The organism is Agrobacterium sp. 22117, from assembly GCF_052045735.1.
In the GTDB taxonomy this organism is placed as follows: Bacteria; Pseudomonadota; Alphaproteobacteria; order Rhizobiales; family Rhizobiaceae; genus Agrobacterium; species Agrobacterium cavarae.
On the sequence record NZ_JBQEPP010000006.1, the window covers coordinates 325409 to 345825 of the forward strand.

Consider the following 20417-nt stretch of genomic DNA (forward strand, 5'->3'; position numbering starts at 1 on the left):
ATGCAAATTGCAATGGTAGGCCTCGGCCGTATGGGCGCCAACATGGTTCGCCGCCTCCTCAAACAGGGTCATGACTGCGTCGTCTTCGACGTCAATGCGGACAATGTCGCGGCGCTCGTCAAAGAAGGCGCGAAGGGCGCTTCCTCGGCTGAGGATCTCATCTCCAAACTCGAAAAGCCGCGCGCCGTGTGGCTGATGCTGCCGGCAGCCATCACCCCGAAGATTGCGCGGGATTTTGCTTCAAAGCTCGATAATGGAGACGCCATTATCGATGGCGGCAACTCGCTTTATCATGAGGCGATCAATCTTTCCGCGGAGTTCGCACCGTCGGGCATCGACTTCATCGACGTCGGGACATCGGGTGGCGTCTGGGGCCTGGAGCGTGGTTACTCGCTGATGATCGGGGGCCCAAAGGCCGCCGTACAGCGTCTCGATCCGATCTTTGCTTCTCTCGCACCGGGTGCCGGGCAGAACATTGCGGAGGATCCGGAAACCGGCACAGCTCCAAGAGGCTATCTCCATTGCGGTCCGGCCGGCGCCGGCCACTTCGTCAAGATGGTGCATAACGGCATCGAATATGGAGTCATGGCAGCTTATGCCGAAGGCTTGAACATCCTGAAAGCCGCCAACGCCGGGAATAGCGAGCGCGAGGTCGATGCAGAAACGGCGCCGCTCGCCAATCCACAATATTATCGTTTCGATGTCGATCTGCCCGCTGTGACAGAAGTTTGGAGACACGGTTCGGTCATTGGTTCATGGCTGCTGGATCTGACGGCTGAGGCTCTGAAACAGGATCCGCATCTCGAACACTATGACGGCCGCGTATCGGATTCCGGCGAAGGCCGTTGGACGTTGCAGGCCGCCGTGGAAACGGGTGTACCGGCCCCGGTTCTCGCCTCGGCGCTCTTCGAACGCTTTTCCTCGCGCGGTGAGGCACAGTTTGCTGGCAAGGTGCTATCGGCCATGCGCCACGCCTTTGGCGGCCATCTGGAAAAAGCCAAGTAAGGCGGGAGAAAAAGCCATGGCACTGGAACAGTCCGACGTATTGGTGGTGTTCGGTGCCACCGGTGATCTCGCGCACAAGATGATCTTTCCTTCGCTCTATGCGATGGTGAAGCGCGGCGCGCTCAACACGCCCATCATCGGCGTGGCCTTTGACGACTGGACGCGCGACCAACTGATCGCGCGTGCCAAAGACGCCGTGTCGAAACACGTTGACACCATCGATGAGGCTGCTTTCTCAAAGATGGCGGAGAAGTTGTCCTACGTCTCCGGCGACTACCGAAGCCAGTCGACATTCGACAAACTGAAGCAGGCGCTGGCAGGACATCAAAACCCGCTCTACTATCTCGCAATTCCACCGTCCCTGTTCGAGACAGTCGCCGATGGTCTTGATCAGGCCGGCATCGCCAAGAACGCCCGGCTGATGGTGGAAAAACCGTTTGGGCGCGACCTTGCTTCGGCCAAGAAGCTGAACGACGTGCTGCACAAGGTGTTCGAGGAAGATGCAATCTTTCGCATCGACCACTTCCTTGGCAAGGAAGCCATTCAGAACCTTCTGTATTTTCGCTTTGCCAACAGCTTCCTCGAGCCGGTCTGGAACCGAGACCATGTGGAGAGCGTGCAGATCACCATGGCCGAGGATTTCGGCATTAAGGGGCGAGGCAAATTTTATGACGAAGTGGGCTGCATCCGCGATGTGATCCAGAACCATCTCGTCAACGTCCTCTTGCTCCTCACCATGGAGCCGCCGGCGTCGGGTGCCTCCGACGATCTCGTGGACGAGAAGGTGCAGGTGCTGAAAGCCATGCCGCCGCTGTCCAAAGAAGACGTGGTGCGCGGCCAGTTCGAAGGCTACACCGACGAACCCGGCGTGGCTCCATCATCGCCGACGGAAACCTTCGCTGCCGTTCGCTTCCGGGTTGCGACCTGGCGCTGGAATGGGGTGCCGTTCTTCATCCGCGCCGGCAAGAACCTGCCCGCCCACGCCACCGAAGTGGTCGTCCGTTTCAAGCGCCCTCCCGTGGCGCTCTTCGATGACGTTACTGATACACCTGCCAACTACATCCGCTTCCGCCTTGGCCCGGATATCTCCATCGGCGTCGGCGCGCGCCGCAAGGCAGCCGGCGAAAAAATGAAGGGTGAGGCAGTCGAACTCACGGCGCTTGATGATGGCATCGGCGATATGGCGCCCTATGAACGGTTGATCGGCGACGCCATGGCCGGTGATCGGCAACTGTTCACCCGGCAGGATGCCGCGGAATTGGCGTGGAAGATCGTCGAGCCGATCCTGGACGACAAGACCATTCCACCGACCTACAAGCCGGGGACATGGGGACCAACCGAGATGGACAATTTCGCGCCGCCTGGAGGCTGGGTGGACACCGCCTGACCACTGGAGAAAATATATATGACTCAAGACATTTCAGAGACCAAAGATCGCGTTGTCCTGTCCATCGATATCGGCGGCAGCCACGTCAAAATCCTTTCCAGCGCAGGTGGTGAGGAAAAGAAGGCGGAAAGCGGCAAGACCATGACCGCCTCCGACATGGTCGAGGCCGTGAAGGCCATGGCGAAGGGCATGAAATACGACGTGATCTCGATGGGTTATCCCGGCCCGGTTGTCCATAACAAGCCGCTTCGCGACCCTGCGAACCTTGGCGAGGGCTGGGTTGGGTTCGATTATGAGGCCGCCTTCGGTCATCCCGTTCGCATCGTCAACGACGCCATGATGCAGGCAATCGGCTCCTATAAAGGTGGCCGCATGCTGTTTCTTGGCCTCGGCACCGGGCTTGGGGCGGCGATGATCGTGGAAAACGTCGCGCAGCCGATGGAGATCGCCCACCTTCCCTATCGCAAGCGCAAGAGCTACGAGCATTACGTCAGCGAAGCCTACCGAGAAAAGAAAGGCCACAAGAAGTGGCAGAAACGGGTGTTCGACGTGGTCGAAGCTCTGACTGACGCCCTTGAGCCGGACTATGTGGTCATCGGTGGCGGCAATGTGGAGAAACTTGATTCACTGCCGCCCAAGTGTCGTAAAGGCGACAACGCCCTTGCCTTCGAAGGCGGTTTTCGCCTCTGGAGGGACAAGAAGCTCATCGCCTGACTCAAAGGTGTTTTCAGATCAAATTTGGCCGCGGGTCGCGCGAATGCGAAGCCCCTCCTTATCAAAGAATCTAGCGTCGTCAGAATCGAATGATACGGAGATCGTTTGACCGATATTTGCCACTGGACCGGTTCCGCCTTGGACGACAAGCGGGAGGCCAGGGCCAAGATGCCCATAGAGGTAAGTGGCGCCCCCGAGAAACTCGGTAAAGTCAACCGTCATTTCGAGCGCGGGCTCGCCATTTCGAGCAGGCCGTATGTGTTCAGGTCGGATTCCGAGCTGCAACTCGCCTTGAGCTGGCAAGGCTTGAGGAACCGAAGTTGGCATTCGCTGCTCACCAATGACCAGCGCCCCCTCCTCGAACTTGGCACTGATGATATTCATCTTCGGGCTACCGATGAAGCCAGCAACGAAGAGATTATCAGGATCGTGATAGAGATCGAAGGGAGATCCCACCTGTTCGATACGACCAGATCTCAGGACGACGATCTTGTCCGCAAGTGTCATGGCTTCGGTCTGATCATGCGTGACGTAGATCATCGTGTTGCCGAGCTGCTTGTGGAGCTTGGCAATCTCAATGCGCATGCCTACGCGGAGCTCCGCGTCCAAGTTTGACAAGGGCTCGTCGAACAGAAAGACTTCAGGATTACGGACGATGGCGCGGCCGATAGCCACGCGCTGGCGCTGGCCGCCGGATAGCTGACCCGGTCGCCGATCGAGCAGAGGCGTAAGATGCAGAACCTCAGCCGCGCCCTGAACCAATCGTTGAACTTCGTCTTTCGGGCGATGCGCCATTTTAAGGCCGAACCCCATGTTCTGCGCCACGGTCATGTGCGGATAAAGCGCATAGGACTGAAACACCATGGCGATGCCGCGCTCTGAGGGATCGGCCTCCGTCACATCCCGCCCGCCAATGAGAATCTCTCCCTGGCTGGTATCCTCGAGGCCTGCGATCAGCCGCAGAAGTGTCGACTTTCCACAACCGGATGGGCCGACAAAAACCACGAATTCGCCTGCGGCAATCTTCAGGTCGATATCATGAATGACATCCACCGCGCCGAAGCTCTTGGAGACCCCCTTCAGTTCGACCCCGCTTGTGCGGACTGAAGCCGCTGCGGCCGGTTGCGTATTGTTCACATTCATCACAAGCCCTCCTTGCGGATCCAGACCAGCATTTCGCCGGGCGCACGGTTGTCCCAAAGATGATAGGGCACTGCGCGGATATCCACCTCCTGTCGCCGCGGCGCAGCGATGGAATAAAGCTGATCGTCGCCGATACTTTCTCGAACACCGGTGGTCACCAAGGCCGGAACGCCACCAAGCTCTTCCACCGCCTCGCAGCGGAACGCGCTTTCTGGACGCAGCAACACGGAATTCAAATCGTCGCCATTGTCGACACCTTCCAGGCAGTAAACGAGTGGCCCGCGCTGGAGCGCCACCCGTCCCTGGTCGTTGCCGATCTTTGGATTGGCGTGTACTTCCTGTACCGGCATTTCCAAATCCAGTTCAACGACGTCGCCAGCCTGCCAAAGGCGATTGAGCCTTGAATAACCTTTATCCTCGGTGGTGGCGATCTCAACTTGCTGACCGTTGACACGGATCGTGGCTTTCGGCGACCAGGCAGGAATACGCAACGCCAGAGTGAACTCGACGGGCGCTTCCGGTTCTACTGTCAGCCGAATCTTGCCGTCGAGGGGGTAAATCGTTGTCTGGCGAAGCTTGATCGATTGCCCTGCCACTTTCAGATCGGCCGCGCTATCGCAGTAAAGATGGACCGCGATTTCGTTATCTGCCTCTCCGTACATGTAGGTGCCAACCGACGAGACGAGCCTTGCAATGTTCGGAGGGCAGCACGGGCAACGGTGCCAGTTCCAGCGGTGGTGCTTGCCGCGGCTTTCCAACGGATTGTCATAGAAAAACTGGGTGCCGTCGAGTGACAAGCCGACCAGCGCGCCATTGTAGAGAGCCCGCTCCATGACATCGGCATAGGCGCGGTCGGGGCCAAGACCAAGCATGCGGCTTGCCCAGAAGACCAATGCGACGGCAGCACAGGTTTCGGCGTAGGCTGTCTCATTGGGTAGATCGTAGTCGAATGTCAGTCCTTCATTGTACGCCGAAGGTCCGAACCCGCCAGTAACATACATGTTCTTACGCGTGAGATGCCCCCAGATGGCCTCGAGTGCCGGTTTCAGGCTGTCGTCGCCATACTCCGTCGAAACGTCGGCCATGCCGGAATAGAGGTAGGCAGCACGAACCGCGTGGCCGACGACGTGGCGCTGGTCTCGCACCGGCTCATGACTTTGGGAGTATTCATAGGTCCCAAAATGATAATCCGAGGGGTCCTTGCCGCGCTCGCGCGCTTCGCGGTCGTAATAATGCTCTCCGCCCGGCCGTTGCCCTCGCTCGTCCACAAAGAAGCGTGCCAAATCGATATAGCGTTGCTCGCCCGTGGCACGTCCGAGCTTGATCAGTGCTAGTTCGATTTCCGGGTGACCGCAGTAACCGGGCTTCTGCGTTTCTCTTGGACCAAAAACCTCGGAGATATGATCGGCATAGCGGGCCATGATGTCGAGGAATCTTCGCTTGCCCGTCGCGTAGTAATAGGCGACCGCCCCTTCCATCAGGTGGCCGGCATTATAGAGTTCATGGCAATCACGCAGGTTGGTCCAGCGCTTGCCCGGCTCGATACGCTGATACCACGAATTAAGATAGCCATTGCTGTCCTGCAGCCTGCCATAGGCCTCCACAATCTCATCAATGCGGGCTTCGAGTACGGCATCTGGTTTGTACAACAGCGTATAGGCGGCAGCCTCGATACTCTTGCCGAAGTCTGAATCCCAGAACATTTGCGTGCTAACTGTGTCATTCCCCTGTTGGTAAGGGATGCGCAGACCGGGATTAGGTCGGTCTGGGTCCACCTGATCTAGCATGCCCGCCTCTATGCATCGATCGAGCAATGTGTGAGCCGTCTTGTCAGCAATCGTCTGGATGCGCGGGCCGAAGAACCCTCCCACGCGAACCCGGTCCACTGCCGGTGGGCGGAAGAGCGAATTGGCGGATGTATTGTCGGCGCGTGAAACTGAAGTGTTCATGTTGGTTTCCTTCGAGGAATTGAGAGGAGGCTCACTTCACCGCGCCGGCCGTCAGGCCGCGGATGTAAAAGCGCTGCAAGGTGACAAAGAGTAGGAGGCAAGGGATCATCATTACGGTGACGCCGGCTTGCACGGCGCCCCAATCGACCGAGCCATAGTGACCTGATCGTACGGCGGTAACGAGAACGGGAAGCGTGTAGCGATCCTGATCCGTGAGGAAGACGAGTGCCGCGAGAAACTCGTTCCAGGCGTTGAGGAAAGCGAAGATACCCACTGAAACGATGCCAGGCAGCACGAGTGGGCCTGAGACATAGATTAGAGACCGAAAACCCTTGACGCCATCGACCCGCGCGGCCTCCTCGATCTCCTTTGGCACGGCGTCGAAAGCGTTGCGCATCATGAAGACTGAAAAAGGCAGTTGGAGCGTGACATAGATCAGAACGAGGCCGCTCAGCGTATTCTGCAGACCGAGCTTCGCCAAAATCAAGAAAAGTGGCGTCAAAATCGACTGAAATGGTACCATCATGGTCGAGAGGACCAGCAGGAAAGCAAGTGACTTCAGTGGAAAGCGGAACCTTGAAAAGCCGTAACCGGCAAAGACCGAGATCAAAATCGTGAGGATTGCCGTTCCCGCCGCCACGAAAAGGCTGTTGCCCGCATAGTGCAGTATACCCGAACCGAAATCTTCCAGCCTTTGATAACTGCACAGGCAAAGCCCCCTTAACGAAAACAAGCCGCTTCCTGCGGATGGTTGGGCGTGGAAAGACGCAATCAGAACAAGCACGATGGGCGCAAGAAACAGCAACGCGATCAGAATGCAGGTTACGTGAAACAGGATTTTATAGAGCTTCGTCTGGCCCGCCCTGCGGCGATAGGCGGGCTTCGTTGTCACTGCGTTCAGCACCGTCATTTCGATTCCTCCTCACGCAAAAGCCTGAGCTGGATGGCACTCAATACGAGCAGGATGGCCAGCAGCACCATGGAGAGGGCTGCACCGTAACCGAGACGGAAAGAGACAAACGACTGGCTGAAAATCCAGTAGACGGCTGTCACCGTGCTGTTCTGTGGTCCTCCTGCCAAGATGATGTAGAACTGATCGAAAGCCAGCATTGAGCCCGAGACGCACAGGATGAGCGCCAGTGCGAAAGGCCGACGCAAGAGCGGCACGACGATGAAGCGGAACCTCTGAATGGCATTGGCGCCATCAATCCGAGCTGCTTCCATGAAATCGGTGGGGATGGCCTGCAGGCCGCTCATCAAGATGACCATGTAGAAGCCGGCCATTTTCCACAGCACCATCGCAGTGACGGACCAGAAGGCTGGCGTGAATGTTGCAAGCAGGTTGACGCGACCTTGGGTCAATCCCAGCTCTTCGGCAAGCGGAGAAAAAAGGCCGGTATCGACATTGGAAAGCCAGCTCCATAATAGACTTGCCGAGGCAAAACCGATGACCACCGGCATGAAGAAGGCTGTGCGGTAGACGCCTGAGAAGGGCCGGTCCTTTTCTACCAGGAGCGCCAGCGATAAACCGAGAGCCAGAAGTCCGATCGTCGCAGCGATGGTGTAGCGGATGGTGAAGGCAAGCGCGTTCCAGAAGTTTCTATCGCTCCAGAGAGCCTTGTAGTTTCCAAATCCAATCCAACGCGGCAACCCCAGGAGCGGCCAGTTGTGAAGCGACATCCACGCCGTCATGCAAAGCGGCAATAGGAAGAACACCAGCACAAGTGCCAGCGCAGGCGCAACGTAAAGTAGACCCTTCCAGTCGCGGCGGCGCTTGCGCCGAGGGCGCAGATGAGCGTTCGGCACACCTCTAGCGGGCGCCGCTATTTGGTCCGACATGAATGTTTCCTCCAATGGCATCAACGAGGCGGAGGAAACCTCCGCAACTTGATCGTCCGCTGCGATTACGGGGCGGTGTCGACGATCGACTGCATGGTGCTTTGGGCCGTCTGGATGGCCGGTTCGATGGACTCCGGCGTTCCGAAGAATGCCGTGTTCAACATGGTGATCCATGGCCCGTTGGCAGAGTTGAACAGATCGTTGAAGACGGTCGTGTAAGGCGTCTTGCCTTTCGCCATCGCTTCGGCGGCAATGAGGTAGCGGGAATCCAGACCCTCAAGGGCGTCCTTGGCGATGTCACTGCGGATTGGCAGCGAACCATTCCGCGCGAGAAGTTTCTGACCTTCCAGCGAATAAGAGAATTGCAGGAACGCCTTCACCGCTTCCATTTTCTTTGTGCCTTTCGAAACGACGAAATTGTCGCCTCCCGCAAAGGAAGAGGAACCGCCATCCTTACCGGGAAGCGGGGTCACGCCATATTCAAGGTCGGGACTTTGTGTCGCAAGAGCCCCGATCGCGAAGGAGCCCGAAGGCGTGATGCCAATCTTGCCCGTGGCGAAGGCGGCGAAGAAGTTCGAGCCGGTATCGGTTTGCGCACCTGCAGGGACGAGCTTGTCACGCACCATGCTCTGATAGAATGCAATAGCGTTGCGCATTTGCGGCGTATCGAGCGTGACCTGACGGCCATCTGCCGAAAAAATATCTGCGCCAGACGCCCAGATTAGAGGCGTGAAGGTGAAGATGTTGCAGCCGCCGCAGTTTCCGGAGAAGTAAAATCCTTTGATGTCGCCTCCCAGCGCATTGACCTTCTCAGCTGCGGAGCGAATTTCCGCCCATGTTTTCGGTCCCTTTTCGGGATCCAGGCCCGCCTGTTTGAACAACTTCTTGTTCCAGATGAGAACGGAGCCATCAGCCGAGAACGGCAGACCATAGATATGATCCTGATAGGTTCCGACCGAGATGTGCGCCTTCGACAACGCGTTGAAATAGGGGAGCGATTTTGCGAAATCAGTGAGGTCCTCCAATTGTCCTGCCGCAGCGAAAGCCGGGGTGTAGATCAGGTCGAGGGAGAGGGCATCCGGCGCGGTGCCGCCCGCGGTCGCAACGGCGTATTTCTGGACAAGTTCGTTTACGGGAACGATCTGCAAGTCCGCGTGGTGTTCTTTCTGACTGGCGTTAAACGCATCGACGAGCTTCGGCATGAAGGTCGAGCTGTCGGAGCGGGTCCACAGCGAAAAATTCTCAGCGTTGGCTGTTGCGGGCAAGGCAAGTCCGGCAGCCACAAGACCGCTCAACCCAAATATCCAATGTCTCATGTACATTCTCCTCCCGAAATGCGCCGATCCGGCGCTGTTGAATTCTCAATCAGAACTGCTGATAGACGCTCCGCATGACTCCCGGACCATCAGGCGGCAGGCGAGCCGACGTTGACCGGCCTCCACCGGCTTCCCGTCGATCAAATCAAGCAAAGTTATTCCCGCCTGACGGCCAAGCTCCTTGAGAGCCATATCGACCGTCGTTAGCGGAGGCCGCGTCGCTGCGGCAAAGATCTCCCAATTATCGAAGCCGACGACAGCGATGTCTTGCGGAACGCGAATGCCGGACAGGGTTAGTGCATCGATAAGACCTCGCGCGATCTGGTCATTGCCGCAGAAGACGGCATCTGGTCGATCGGCGCTCGCCATGGTTACGAAGCGCTGCCCGGCTTCATATCCGAATCTTTCGGACCATTCGCCGGACAGCGCTTCCTCGAAGCAGGGGAGCGCTGCCTCGGATAATGCTCGTTCCCAGCCTTGCTCTCTCAGGCCGACGGCACTGAAGCTCCTGGGGCCGGTGATATGTGCGATACGCCTGCGACCCAGCTCGACAAGATGAGAGACAGCTGCGTAAGCACCACCCTCATCGTCCGGAACAAAGCCGATCGCACCGTCGGGACACGCAGCGTTCACATACACAACCGGCATATGCACAGTGGGAAGATCCACTGGTAGAACTCGGTCAACGCGCTTGCCGGATACCACCAAACCATCGACACGCTTGTCTTCCATCGCTTCAATATTGGAACGAACACGTTCCGGATCGTCATCAATGGCGCAAAGGAAAACCGACACTCCGCGATCCGCCATCGCGACGGAAAGGCCTGCGGCAATCGGCAAGGTGAAGCGGCCATATGTATCGTTGGTTAGAAGGCCGAGGGTGAAAGATCGCTGCCCGACAAGCGCGCGTGCCATGGCGTTTGGACGAAATCCCATCTTTTGAGCGACGGCCTGAATGCGTTCGCGGGTTTCTCCAGACATTCGGCCGCGCTCATTCAATGCCTTGGATGCCGTAGAAATCGACACGCCAGCTGCCGCAGCAACATCCTTGATGGTCACGCGCAAAGAGGCATCCTGTCCGTCCGCCAATACGTCAGCTATTGCGCCTATTCCACTCTCGATCATCGAAGAGAACCTAATGAGAAAACGTTTTCTCAAAATAGGGAAAACGTTTTCTCTGTCAAGCGAGATTATTTATGATGCGTCATGCTTTGGCAGGCGTCAGAATAACGGTGAGGTGGGGATCTGCTTGCGCGAACTGACGGCAATTATCGATATAGAGCCGAAATGCTGCAGAGTAAGCCACCGCGTAATGCGGCAATACCGCAACGCCGTGCGGGTTTTGCCGGCGGTGCGATGGCAGTGGCTTGTCGTCGATAAGTGGCGTCGTTGCCGTTACAAGCTCAGATAACTTGCTCGCCATCGGCGCTTCATTCTAGCTCCGAAGCTTAGAACCCCAGTATCGCCGACAGCACGATCTACTTGATAAGAACGCCAGCAATACTATTGGGATCTCCGGCGGTTATCTGCAGATCGCTCTTGCAATCTCGCTCGTGAGCGGCACGACGTGCCGCTGACACATCGGCCAGAAACCGTTGTCTAACCGGCTGAACCACGTTTTGTTCATGGGTTGTCCGGCTTGCCTTAGCCGGACAAATGACACAGGTTTCTGCTGCTTCTTAGACGATCCCGCCCGAGCGCCCACGCTGTGAAGGGCGCTCAGCCGCGACCTGCTTGCGATAGCCGCTAGCCCTGTAAGTTGCGACTGGATCTATTGCCGCACCAGCCTTTTTGCGGGCTTGCGCAAGAATGGCCTCGACATCCGTGCGATAGGCGCGCTTCAGCGTGTCGGACGCCATGAGCGCATCATTTTCCTGCTGGAAGTTTTCAAGCGCGGCGCGATCGACAAGCAATGCCTGCGCGTAGGCACGGCGGATTTCGTTGGCGCTGGAAATCAGGCTTTCGATCGGGTCGGTGACGTTATGCGACTGGTCGATCATATGCGCCGGATGGAAGTGCTTCACGCCGCGGTGCTCTGCATCCACCAATTCATTGAAAACGAGGAAAAGGCGATATGGCTCGATAGCGCCGGCATCAAGATCGTCATCGCCATATTTGCTGTCGTTGAAGTGGAAGCCGCCAAGCTTGCCGAACTGGATCAGGCGAGCGACGATCATTTCGATGTTGGTGTTGGGTGCGTGATGACCAAGATCGACGAGGCAGAAAGCCTTCTCACCGAGCGTGTTGGCGATCAGGTAATTGGTGCCCCAGTCCTGAACGACGGTGGAGTAGAAAGCCGGCTCGTACATCTTGTGTTCTGAGAACAGCCGCCAATCATCCGGCAGTGCCTTGTAGATATCCGCCATACCGGCGAGGTAGCGCTCGAAGCTTTTGGTAAAGTTGCTCTGCCCAGGGAAGTTGGAGCCATCCCCGATCCAGACCGTCAAGGCTTTGGAGCCGAGTGCCTTTCCGATCTCGATGCATTCGATGTTGTGCTCGACCGCCTGCTGGCGCGTTGCTGCATCCGTATGGCTCAGGGAGCCGTATTTGTAGGAATGCTGCTGATCTGCAGCATCCGAAAAGGTGTTGGAATTCATCGCGTCGAAGCCAAGGCCGAGCGCGTCGGCGTGTGCCTTCAGCCTTGCAGGATCTTCCTTATCCCATGGGATATGAAGAGAGACAGTGGGCGTGGCAGCCGTCAGTTGGTTGATGACAGCGCAGTCATCCAGCTTGTCGAAAATACCGCGTGGTTCGCCGAGGCCCGGAAAGCGGGCAAAGCGTGTACCGCCGGTTCCAACGCCCCAGGATGGAACGGCGACATGGAACGCGGCAACCTTGGCCGTGATCGCATCGATATCGATGTTGCGGCGTGACAGATGGTCACCGAGGGCCGCATAATCTGCTTCATGCGCCTTCGCGCGCTTCTCGTTCTCGCGATCGACCAGATCCGCCGCAATTCTCAGTTCCGTCATGTCATCCTCCCTCTGCACCACGTCCTCTTCAAGCCGTCCTGTAACCACCTCATCGTGAGTGGAGAAAGGGCTTGACCATGGCGATCTTTCTCATTTTGCAATCACCAGCACCTGACCTGCAAACCGCCCACTGCTGAACGCGTGGGCGGTTTGTGCCTCAGCGCGTGAAGCTCTGGGCGTTGCCGGCGTCGACGTTGATGATGTTCCCCGTCGACTTGGCAGATGCGTCTGACGCCAGGAAGAAGATTGCTTCGGCAATATCTTCCGGAAAGACGTTCAGCTTCAGCATTGAACGCTTGCGGTAATGTTCCTCGAGATCGTCCACCTCGATCTTGGAGGATGCCGCGCGCTGTTCGCGCCACTCGCCGTTCCATATCTTGGAGCCGCGCAGAACCGCATCGGGATTGACGGTGTTGACGCGGATGCCGGCATCGGCACCTTCAAGGGCCAAGCAACGAGCGAGATGGATCTCAGCGGCCTTCGCAGTGCAATAGGCAGATGCGTTGGGTGAAGACGCCAGGCCGTTTTTGGATGCGACGAAGACGACATTGCCGCCGAGCTTCTGACGTCGGAACAGGCGGAAGGCTTCTCGTGACACGAGGAAATAGCCCGTTGCAAGGATGTCGATATTCTTGTTCCACATGGCAAGTGTGGTGTCTTCAACCGGTGCAGACGAGGCAATGCCCGCATTTGAAACAAGGATATCGATGCCGCCAAACTCGACGGTCGCCTCGGCGAACGCCCCAAGAACGGCATCTTCCTGCGTGACGTCCAGCCTGACCGTATGAACGGCATCAGCGCTGAACCTCTTTTCGAAATCACCCTGTGTGTTTCCGAGTGCGGCCTCATCAATATCGGCAAGCACGACGCAAGCGCCCTCGCTTGCCAGCCGCTCCGCTGTAGCGCGTCCGATACCTCCTGCACCACCGGTAATGAATGCAACCCTCCCGGCAAGGCTCTTCGGCTTCGGCATGCGCTGAAGCTTCGCTTCCTCCAGCAGCCAATATTCGATGTCGAAGGCCTCCTGTTCCGGCAGACCTTGATACTCCGACACCGCCGATGCACCGCGCATCACATTGATGGCGTTGACGTAGAACTCACCTGCGATACGCGCCGTTGCCTTGTCCTTGGCGAAAGAGAACATGCCGACGCCGGGAATGAGGAAGATGACCGGGTTAGGATCACGCATCTTCGGCGAATTGGCGTGCTTGCAGCTCTCGTAGTAGCGGCTGTAATCGGCGCGGTAGTCTTCAAGCGCCTGATCGAGGCCCGCAAGCAATGCGTCAACATCCGGTTTCGACGTATCCAAATTTAGGATCAGGGGGCGGATCTTGGTGCGCAGGAAGTGATCTGGGCAGGATGTGCCAAGCGCGCCGAGCGGCTTCAATTCCTTCGAGTTGACGAACTCCAACACGGCATCCTGATCGTCGAAATGACCAAGCTTGCGCTCGTCTTTCCCGATGCGTCCGCGAATTTCGGGCATCAGCCGGGCAGCGATTGCCCGGCGATCTTCCCTAGGCAAGGTATTGGCGACGGCACCACCAAAGATTGTCTTGCCTTCCGTCTTGGTAGCGAACCACTCGATCGCCTTGTTGATAATCGCAAGCGTCAGCTCGTAACAGGCCTTGGCATCGTTGTCCCAGGTGAAGAGACCATGGCTTTCCAACACAACGCCCTTGGCATCGGGGTTTGCCTTGACGAAGGCTTCAAGGTCGAGACCGAGCTGGAAGCCCGGGCGTCGCCAAGGCAGCCAGCCAATCTCACTTCCAAAAACTTCCTTCGTCAGTTCCCGTGAATTCTTCGAAGCCGCAATGGCAATGATTGCATCCGGATGCATGTGATCGACATGATCGAAAGGCACGAAACCGTGCAGCGGCGTGTCGATGGAGGCCGCACGCGGGTTGAGATTGAACGTGCAATGGGGAAGAAAACCGACCATGCGGTCTTCGTCTTCCACACCGCGATAGATGCCCTTGAGCGCTTCAAGCTTTTCCATATAGAGGGTCGCGAAGCCGTCAAGCTTGATCGTGCCGACATCGCCGCCAGATCCCTTAACCCACATCACGCGGACCTTGTTGCCGGTGAGCGGGTCGGTTTCCCAGACTTTGGCAGAGGTATTGCCACCACCGTAATTGGTGATCCGTTTGTCAGCGCCCAGAAGGTTGGAGCGATAGAGCAGCTTTCCCGGCTCATCCAGCGTTGCTGCATAAGCGTCGTCCCAGCGATTTTCGAGAAGACGGGATTGTCCCATCGCAGTATCCTCCCACGGCAATATTGCGAGTCCCAGGTGAACTCGCCTCCCATTGAGAGCAGATATCGCGCATCTAAAAGCGCCATGTCAATCAAAAACGATCATAAATTTTCATTGTGCGCCGCACCATTGATATTTTTGATCGAACTTGATTGACAACAATCGAAGTTTACGAAAGATTGCGGTCAGGAGGACCCCATGTACGAGAGCGAACGCCATCGCATCATCTTGAGCGCCATTCAGGAAAAGCCTGTGGTGACGGTGCAGGACATTGCCGAACTGACCGATGCGTCAGAGGCAACGATCAGGCGTGATATCGCATCTCTTCACGTTCAGGGGAAACTGCGCCGTGTGCGCGGCGGAGCCGAGGCGGTGCATCCGCCACAGCTCGGCAACTTGGCCGCACGTCCCTTCCGCGTCTCGGAATCGGTCAATATCGATAAGAAACGCGCAATTGCGCGCAAGGCTGTCGATTTGTGCGAAGAGGGTGACGCCATCATTATCAATGGCGGTACGACCACTTTCCAGATGGTGCATTTCATGTCGGCCCGGCGTCTGCAGGTAATGACCAACTCTTTCGCCATTGCTGAGCATCTGGTGAAGCACTCGAAATGCAATGTCAGCGTCCCTGGTGGCGCAATCTATCGCGACCAGAGCCTCATCCTGTCTCCTTTCGAAAATGACGCGATCCGCAATTTCTATGCGCGGCGCATCTTCATTGGAGCACAGGGGGTCGGCGCGCTTGGCATCATGGAATCCGACGCAATGGTGATCCAGAGCGAACAGAAGCTGATGCGGCAGGCAGAGGAGTTGATCGTGATGGTCGACTCCTCCAAGTTTCGCAAACGCTCCAGCCTTATCCTGACGCCCCTGGATACGGTTTCGACAATCATCACCGACGAAGACATTTCAGACGAGGCCGCACGCATGGTGGAGGCCGCGGGAGTGACGCTGGTCATCGCCGGAGCGGCGGCCGCGCAGGCGGAGGACATACCGCCAACAGAGGAGGATTCCGCTTCGGTTGCTTGAGGAGCGCCGAAGGGAAGGTTTTAACGGGAGGAAAAGGGAATGAAACTTACACGCAGAAAACTCACCCGCGCGCTTGCGCTCGGTGTAGCGCTTGGTGTTGCCGGTATCGGCAGCGTCGCCCAGGCGAAAGACATGAAAATCGCACTCGTGGTCAAGTCGCTTGGCAATGGCTTCTTCGAGGCGGCCAACAAGGGTGCGCAGGAAGCAGCCAAGGAGCTTGGCGGCGTGGAGATCATCTATACCGGCCCGACAACGACGACAGCAGAAGGCCAGATCGAGGTCATCAATTCGCTGATCGCCCAGGGCGTCGATGCGATTGCGATCTCTGCAAACGATCCGGACGCCGTGGTTCCCGCACTGAAGAAGGCCACACAGCGCGGCATCAAGGTTATCTCCTGGGATTCGGGTGTCGCACCGGAAGGCCGCATTCTGCAGCTCAACCCGTCCTCCAATGCGCTGATCGGCAAAATGTGCCTGCAGCTTGCGGCTGATCATCTCGAAGGCGGCAAGGGTGACTTCGCCATCCTTTCGGCCACAACCACCTCCACGAACCAGAATATCTGGATCGAGGAGATGAAGAAGCAACTGAAGGACTTCCCCGGCCTCAACCTGGTCACCACCGTCTACGGCGACGACTTGGCCGACAAGAGCTATCGTGAAGCGCAGGGTCTCCTGACCTCTAAGCCGAACGTCAAGGTGATCGTTGCCCCGACGACGGTTGGCGTCCTGGCGGCGTCTCAGGCTGTCAAGGATGCTGGCAAGATCGGTCAGGTCTATGTCACGGGCCTTGGCCTTCCGTCTGAAATGGCCGGCGCCATCAAGTCGGGTGCGACGAAGGAATTCGCCATCTGGAACCCGATCGACCTTGGCTATTCTGCGACCCAGATCGCCTACCACCTCGTCAAGGGTGATGCCGATGGCAAGCCGGGCTCGGAAATCGAAGCTGGCCGCATGGGCAAGATCAAGGTTGGCGAAAACAGCGAAGCCGCAATGGCCGATCCGTTTGTCTATGACGCGAAGAACATCGATCAGTTCTCCAAGATTTTCTGATCTTTGACTTCATCTCCCGGCGACAACAGCCGCCGGGAGATGTTTCCAACGTTCCCTCAGTCGACGTCATCCTCGAGCTTGAACCAAGCATCGATCATGCTTGCCGGATGGTTTCATCGGCAAACGCATCCGGATGCCGTCGAGTGAAGGCTTTCCTTCTTCTGCTCGATAAAGAGCACGCAGGTTCGTAAGAAAAATGGCGGTAGAGACAATGACCGAAACGGCGGCGCTTTACGCACGACAAGAGGACCGCTTGAACCCCGTTCTGGAAATGCGCGGCATCAGTCAGATTTTCCCAGGCGTGAAGGCACTGGATAATGTCGACATCCAGCTCTATTCCGGCCAGGTGACGGCACTCATCGGGGAAAATGGCGCGGGCAAGTCCACGCTGGTGAAAATCCTGACCGGTATTTATCGCCCCAATGAAGGCGAAATCCTGCTGGACGGCACACCGGTTCATTTTCAAAGCGCGCAGGATGCAATCGATGCAGGCGTCACTGCCATTCATCAGGAAACCGTTCTGTTCGACGAGCTTTCGGTTGGCGAGAACATCTTTCTCGGGCATGCGCCTAAGGGCCGCTTCGGGCTGATCGATTGGAAAACGATCAACGAGAAATCCCGCGCGTTGTTGGAGCGACTGGAAAGCAAGATCGACCCCACAATCCGGCTCAAGGATCTCTCCATTGCACAGCGCCATCTGGTCGCAATTGCCCGTGCACTTTCGGTCGAGGCGCGCATCGTCATCATGGACGAGCCGACGGCAGCTTTGTCACGCAAGGAAATCGACGATCTTTTCCGCATCGTCGAAAACCTGAAGCGGCAAGGCAAGGCGATCCTGTTCATCAGCCACAAGTTCGACGAAGTCTATGAGATTGCGGAGAATTATGCCGTCTTTCGCGACGGACGCATGGTCGGCGCAGGGAAACTGACTGCCACGCCTCAGGACGAGATTGTCCGGTTGATGGTGGGCCGCGATGTGAAGGACGCCTTCCCCAAGCAGGCCGTCAACATCGGCGGCACCGTGCTCTCCGTGGAGGATTACTGCCACGAAACGGAGTTTCGCGGCATCTCCTTCGATTTGCGACAGGGCGAAATTCTTGGGCTCTATGGTCTGATCGGCGCCGGACGGTCGGAGTTTTGCCAGTCCCTCTTCGGCATGACCCGTCCCGCATCCGGAACACTGAAGCTGAACGGCAAGGCGGTAACGATCCGCTCACCGGAAGACGCAATTCGGGCCGGGATCGCCTATGTGCCGGAAGAGCGGGGGCGTCATGGTCTGGCGCTGGAAATGCCGATCTACCAGAACATGTCCCTGCCCTCTCTCTCCCACACATCGCGCAAGGGTTTCCTGAAAGCCGCAAACGAATTCGCATTGGCGCGCACATATGCAACGCGCCTTGATCTTCGTGCGGCGGCACTTTCCGTGCCCGTTGGAACGCTGTCTGGCGGCAACCAGCAGAAGGTCGTGATCGGTAAGTGGCTGGCGACAAAGCCGCGGGTCATCATTCTGGACGAGCCGACAAAGGGTATCGATATCGGCTCGAAAGCTGCGGTCCATGGTTTCATCAGTGAACTGGCGGCGGAAGGTCTGTCCATCATCATGATCTCATCCGAACTGCCGGAAATTCTCGGCATGTCCGACCGCGCGATCGTGATGCGCGAAGGGTTGGTGGCAGGCCGGTTCGAGCGGGCGGAGTTCTCGCCGGAAAAGCTGGTGCGCGCTGCCACCGGAAATGCGTGAGAGGAAATGCGCATGAAGACACTTCTGAAGAACCGCGAATGGCTGCTGGCTGGCATCATAATTCTTCTCATCATCGGCTTCTCGTTACGCTCGCCGGGCTTTGAGCGCCCTGCCAATCTTGTGAACATCTTCAACGATACGTCGATCCTGATCATTCTGGCGCTGGGACAGATGACGGTCATCCTCACCAAGTCGATCGATCTGTCGGTGGCAGCCAATCTCGCCTTTACCGGAATGGCAGTGGCGATGACCAATGCCGCATTCCCAGGTGTGCCGCTTCCCCTCCTCGTTGCGATGGCTGTTGGGATCGGTGCACTGCTCGGTTCGATCAACGGTATTCTCGTGTGGTGGCTTGGGCTTCCCTCAATCGTGGTGACGCTCGGTACACTCACCATCTATCGCGGCATGGCCTTTGTTCTGTCGGGCGGCGCTTGGGTAAACGCGCACCAGATGTCTCCGACATTTCTCAACGTGCCCCGCACGTCCATCCTCGGCATGCCGGTTCTGTCCTGGGTCGCGATCCTCGTTATCGTCGCTGCATGGATCATCCTGAAGCGAACCGCCTTTGGTCGTTCGGCCTATGCTTCCGGCGGCAACCCGAGTGCTGCGATCTATGCCGGCATTGATGTCGGCCACACGCGCTTCCTCGCCTTCGTCCTCTCCGGCGCGCTTGCCGGACTTGCGAGCTATCTATGGGTGTCGCGTTACGCCGTCGCCTATGTGGATATTGCTCAAGGTTTCGAGCTGGATAGTGTCGCGGCAAATGTGATCGGCGGCATCTCGATTGCGGGAGGTATCGGCTCGGTACTCGGCGCCGTGCTCGGCGCGCTCTTCCTCGGGGTCATCAAGAACGCACTTCCGGTGATCGGGATCTCTCCATTCGCGCAGATGGCGATCTCCGGCATCGTCATCGTATTGGCCGTCGTCTTCAATGCGCGCGCAGAAGCGCGCAAAGGCCGCATCATCCTGCGTGACAGAGCCGCCACAGAACAGAGCAAGGAGGCTGCGGCATGAGCATCGATCAATCCCAACCGCAGGCGTCACCTCGCATCATTCCGGACAAGCTCGGCACGCCGTTGCGCCGCATCATGGCAAGCTGGGAACTGTTGCTGCTTGGCGTCGCAATCCTGATCTTCATCGCCAACTCGCTGGCCTCCCCCTACTTTCTCGACGCCTGGAACCTCTCTGACGCCACCTTCAACTTCACCGAAAAGGCGATGATCGCCTTTGCCATGGCGCTTCTGATCATCGCCGGTGAAATCGACCTTTCGGTTGCAGCCATCATCGCACTCGCCTCGACCGCCATGGGTTACGCGGTGCAGATGGGTGTGGGAACGCCTGGACTTGTGGCGATCGGTATTAGCGTCGGCCTTGCCTGCGGCGCTTTCAATGGCTTTCTCGTCGCAGGGCTGAAGCTGCCTTCTATCGTCGTCACCATCGGCACGATGAGCCTGTTTCGCGGTATTTCCTATATGGTGCTGGGCGACCAGGCCTATGGCAAATATCCAGCGGACTTCGCCTATTTCGGCCAGGGCTATGTCTTCTGGGTGATCTCCTTCGAATTCGTTCTCTTCGTGATGATGGCGATCGTCTTTGCAATCCTGCTGCATGCGACGAATTTTGGACGACAGGTCTATGTCATCGGCAACAATCCATTTGCCGCCCGTTTTTCCGGCGTGCCCGTGGAGCGCGTGAAGTTCATCCTGTTCCTCATCACGGGCCTGATGAGCGGCATCGCCGCCGTATGCCTCACCTCGCGGCTCGGCTCCACGCGCCCGTCGATTGCTCAAGGGTGGGAGTTGGAGGTCGTGACCATGGTCGTTCTCGGCGGTGTGTCGATCCTGGGCGGCTCGGGCACGATCGGCGGCGTGGTGATTGCAGCTTTCGTCATGGGGCTCGTCACTTTCGGTCTTGGTCTTCTTAACGTTCCGGGCATTGTCATGTCGATCTTTGTCGGCCTTCTGCTGATCATCACGATTGCCATTCCAATCGTCGTGCGCCGCCTGAAAGCGATGAGGTAA

The 20417-nt window shown here is 57.6% G+C and carries 17 protein-coding genes; 8 read left to right on the forward strand and 9 right to left on the reverse strand.

Annotated elements, in window-relative coordinates; genetic code table 11:
* From gnd to ACTJKV_RS18630, 3 genes are read left to right on the forward strand one after another with little or no spacing between them, the layout of a single operon-like run.
* Complete coding sequence (gene gnd, locus ACTJKV_RS18620; RefSeq protein ID WP_440599265.1) at positions 1–1005, forward strand: phosphogluconate dehydrogenase (NAD(+)-dependent, decarboxylating); 1005 nt, start codon at positions 1–3, stop codon at positions 1003–1005.
* A gap of 16 nt (positions 1006–1021) precedes the next feature.
* Positions 1022–2392: a glucose-6-phosphate dehydrogenase gene (gene zwf / locus ACTJKV_RS18625; RefSeq protein WP_440599266.1), complete on the forward strand. Its 1371-nt coding sequence runs from the start codon at positions 1022–1024 to the stop codon at positions 2390–2392.
* Positions 2393–2410: 18 nt separating this feature from the next.
* Positions 2411–3106, forward strand: coding sequence for an ROK family protein (locus tag ACTJKV_RS18630; RefSeq protein ID WP_113225694.1), 696 nt, complete (start codon positions 2411–2413; stop codon positions 3104–3106).
* Positions 3107–3124: 18 nt separating this feature from the next.
* Here the strand turns inward: ACTJKV_RS18630 and ACTJKV_RS18635 are convergent, their stop codons facing one another.
* The 9 genes from ACTJKV_RS18635 to ACTJKV_RS18675 form a co-directional block, all read right to left on the reverse strand.
* Positions 3125–4249: an ABC transporter ATP-binding protein gene (locus ACTJKV_RS18635; RefSeq protein WP_144622336.1), complete on the reverse strand. Its 1125-nt coding sequence runs from the start codon at positions 4247–4249 to the stop codon at positions 3125–3127.
* A complete protein-coding gene (locus tag ACTJKV_RS18640; RefSeq protein WP_440599267.1) occupies positions 4249–6198 on the reverse strand; it encodes a glycoside hydrolase family 127 protein in 1950 nt (649 codons plus the stop codon). Before ACTJKV_RS18640 ends, ACTJKV_RS18635 begins: the two co-directional genes overlap by 1 nt.
* Positions 6199–6229: 31 nt before the next feature.
* Entirely contained in the window at positions 6230–7108 is an 879-nt protein-coding gene (locus tag ACTJKV_RS18645; RefSeq protein ID WP_440599268.1) for a carbohydrate ABC transporter permease, read from the reverse strand.
* On the reverse strand, positions 7105–8037 hold the full coding sequence (locus ACTJKV_RS18650) for a carbohydrate ABC transporter permease (RefSeq protein ID WP_440599269.1): 933 nt from the start codon (positions 8035–8037) through the stop codon (positions 7105–7107). Before ACTJKV_RS18650 ends, ACTJKV_RS18645 begins: the two co-directional genes overlap by 4 nt.
* A 65-nt stretch (positions 8038–8102) precedes the next feature.
* On the reverse strand, positions 8103–9353 hold the full coding sequence (locus ACTJKV_RS18655; protein ID WP_062597967.1) for an ABC transporter substrate-binding protein: 1251 nt from the start codon (positions 9351–9353) through the stop codon (positions 8103–8105).
* A 45-nt stretch (positions 9354–9398) separates the two neighbouring features.
* Positions 9399–10418 carry a LacI family DNA-binding transcriptional regulator gene (locus tag ACTJKV_RS18660; protein WP_427928064.1) on the reverse strand — a complete coding sequence of 340 codons (1020 nt, stop codon included), beginning with the start codon at positions 10416–10418 and terminating at the stop codon, positions 9399–9401.
* Positions 10419–10557: 139 nt separating this feature from the next.
* On the reverse strand, positions 10558–10776 hold the full coding sequence (locus ACTJKV_RS18665) for a hypothetical protein (protein WP_440599270.1): 219 nt from the start codon (positions 10774–10776) through the stop codon (positions 10558–10560).
* 256 nt (positions 10777–11032) lie between these two features.
* Complete coding sequence (gene rhaI / locus ACTJKV_RS18670; RefSeq protein ID WP_440599271.1) at positions 11033–12325, reverse strand: L-rhamnose catabolism isomerase; 1293 nt, start codon at positions 12323–12325, stop codon at positions 11033–11035.
* A 157-nt stretch (positions 12326–12482) separates the two neighbouring features.
* Entirely contained in the window at positions 12483–14576 is a 2094-nt protein-coding gene (locus ACTJKV_RS18675; RefSeq protein ID WP_440599272.1) for a bifunctional rhamnulose-1-phosphate aldolase/short-chain dehydrogenase, read from the reverse strand.
* Between the two features lie 198 nt (positions 14577–14774).
* Between ACTJKV_RS18675 and ACTJKV_RS18680 the strand changes: the two genes are divergently transcribed.
* The 5 genes from ACTJKV_RS18680 (at position 14775) to ACTJKV_RS18700 (ending at position 20417) form a co-directional block, all read left to right on the forward strand.
* Positions 14775–15605: a DeoR/GlpR family DNA-binding transcription regulator gene (locus ACTJKV_RS18680; protein WP_343107229.1), complete on the forward strand. Its 831-nt coding sequence runs from the start codon at positions 14775–14777 to the stop codon at positions 15603–15605.
* 39 nt (positions 15606–15644) lie between these two features.
* Positions 15645–16655, forward strand: coding sequence for a rhamnose ABC transporter substrate-binding protein (rhaS, locus tag ACTJKV_RS18685; RefSeq protein ID WP_440599273.1), 1011 nt, complete (start codon positions 15645–15647; stop codon positions 16653–16655).
* Positions 16656–16866: 211 nt separating this feature from the next.
* A complete protein-coding gene (locus ACTJKV_RS18690; protein WP_440599343.1) occupies positions 16867–18396 on the forward strand; it encodes a sugar ABC transporter ATP-binding protein in 1530 nt (509 codons plus the stop codon).
* Positions 18397–18408: 12 nt separating this feature from the next.
* On the forward strand, positions 18409–19410 hold the full coding sequence (locus ACTJKV_RS18695; RefSeq protein WP_062426963.1) for an ABC transporter permease: 1002 nt from the start codon (positions 18409–18411) through the stop codon (positions 19408–19410).
* Entirely contained in the window at positions 19407–20417 is a 1011-nt protein-coding gene (locus ACTJKV_RS18700) for an ABC transporter permease (protein WP_440599274.1), read from the forward strand. The genes ACTJKV_RS18695 and ACTJKV_RS18700 overlap by 4 nt, the downstream gene beginning before the upstream one ends.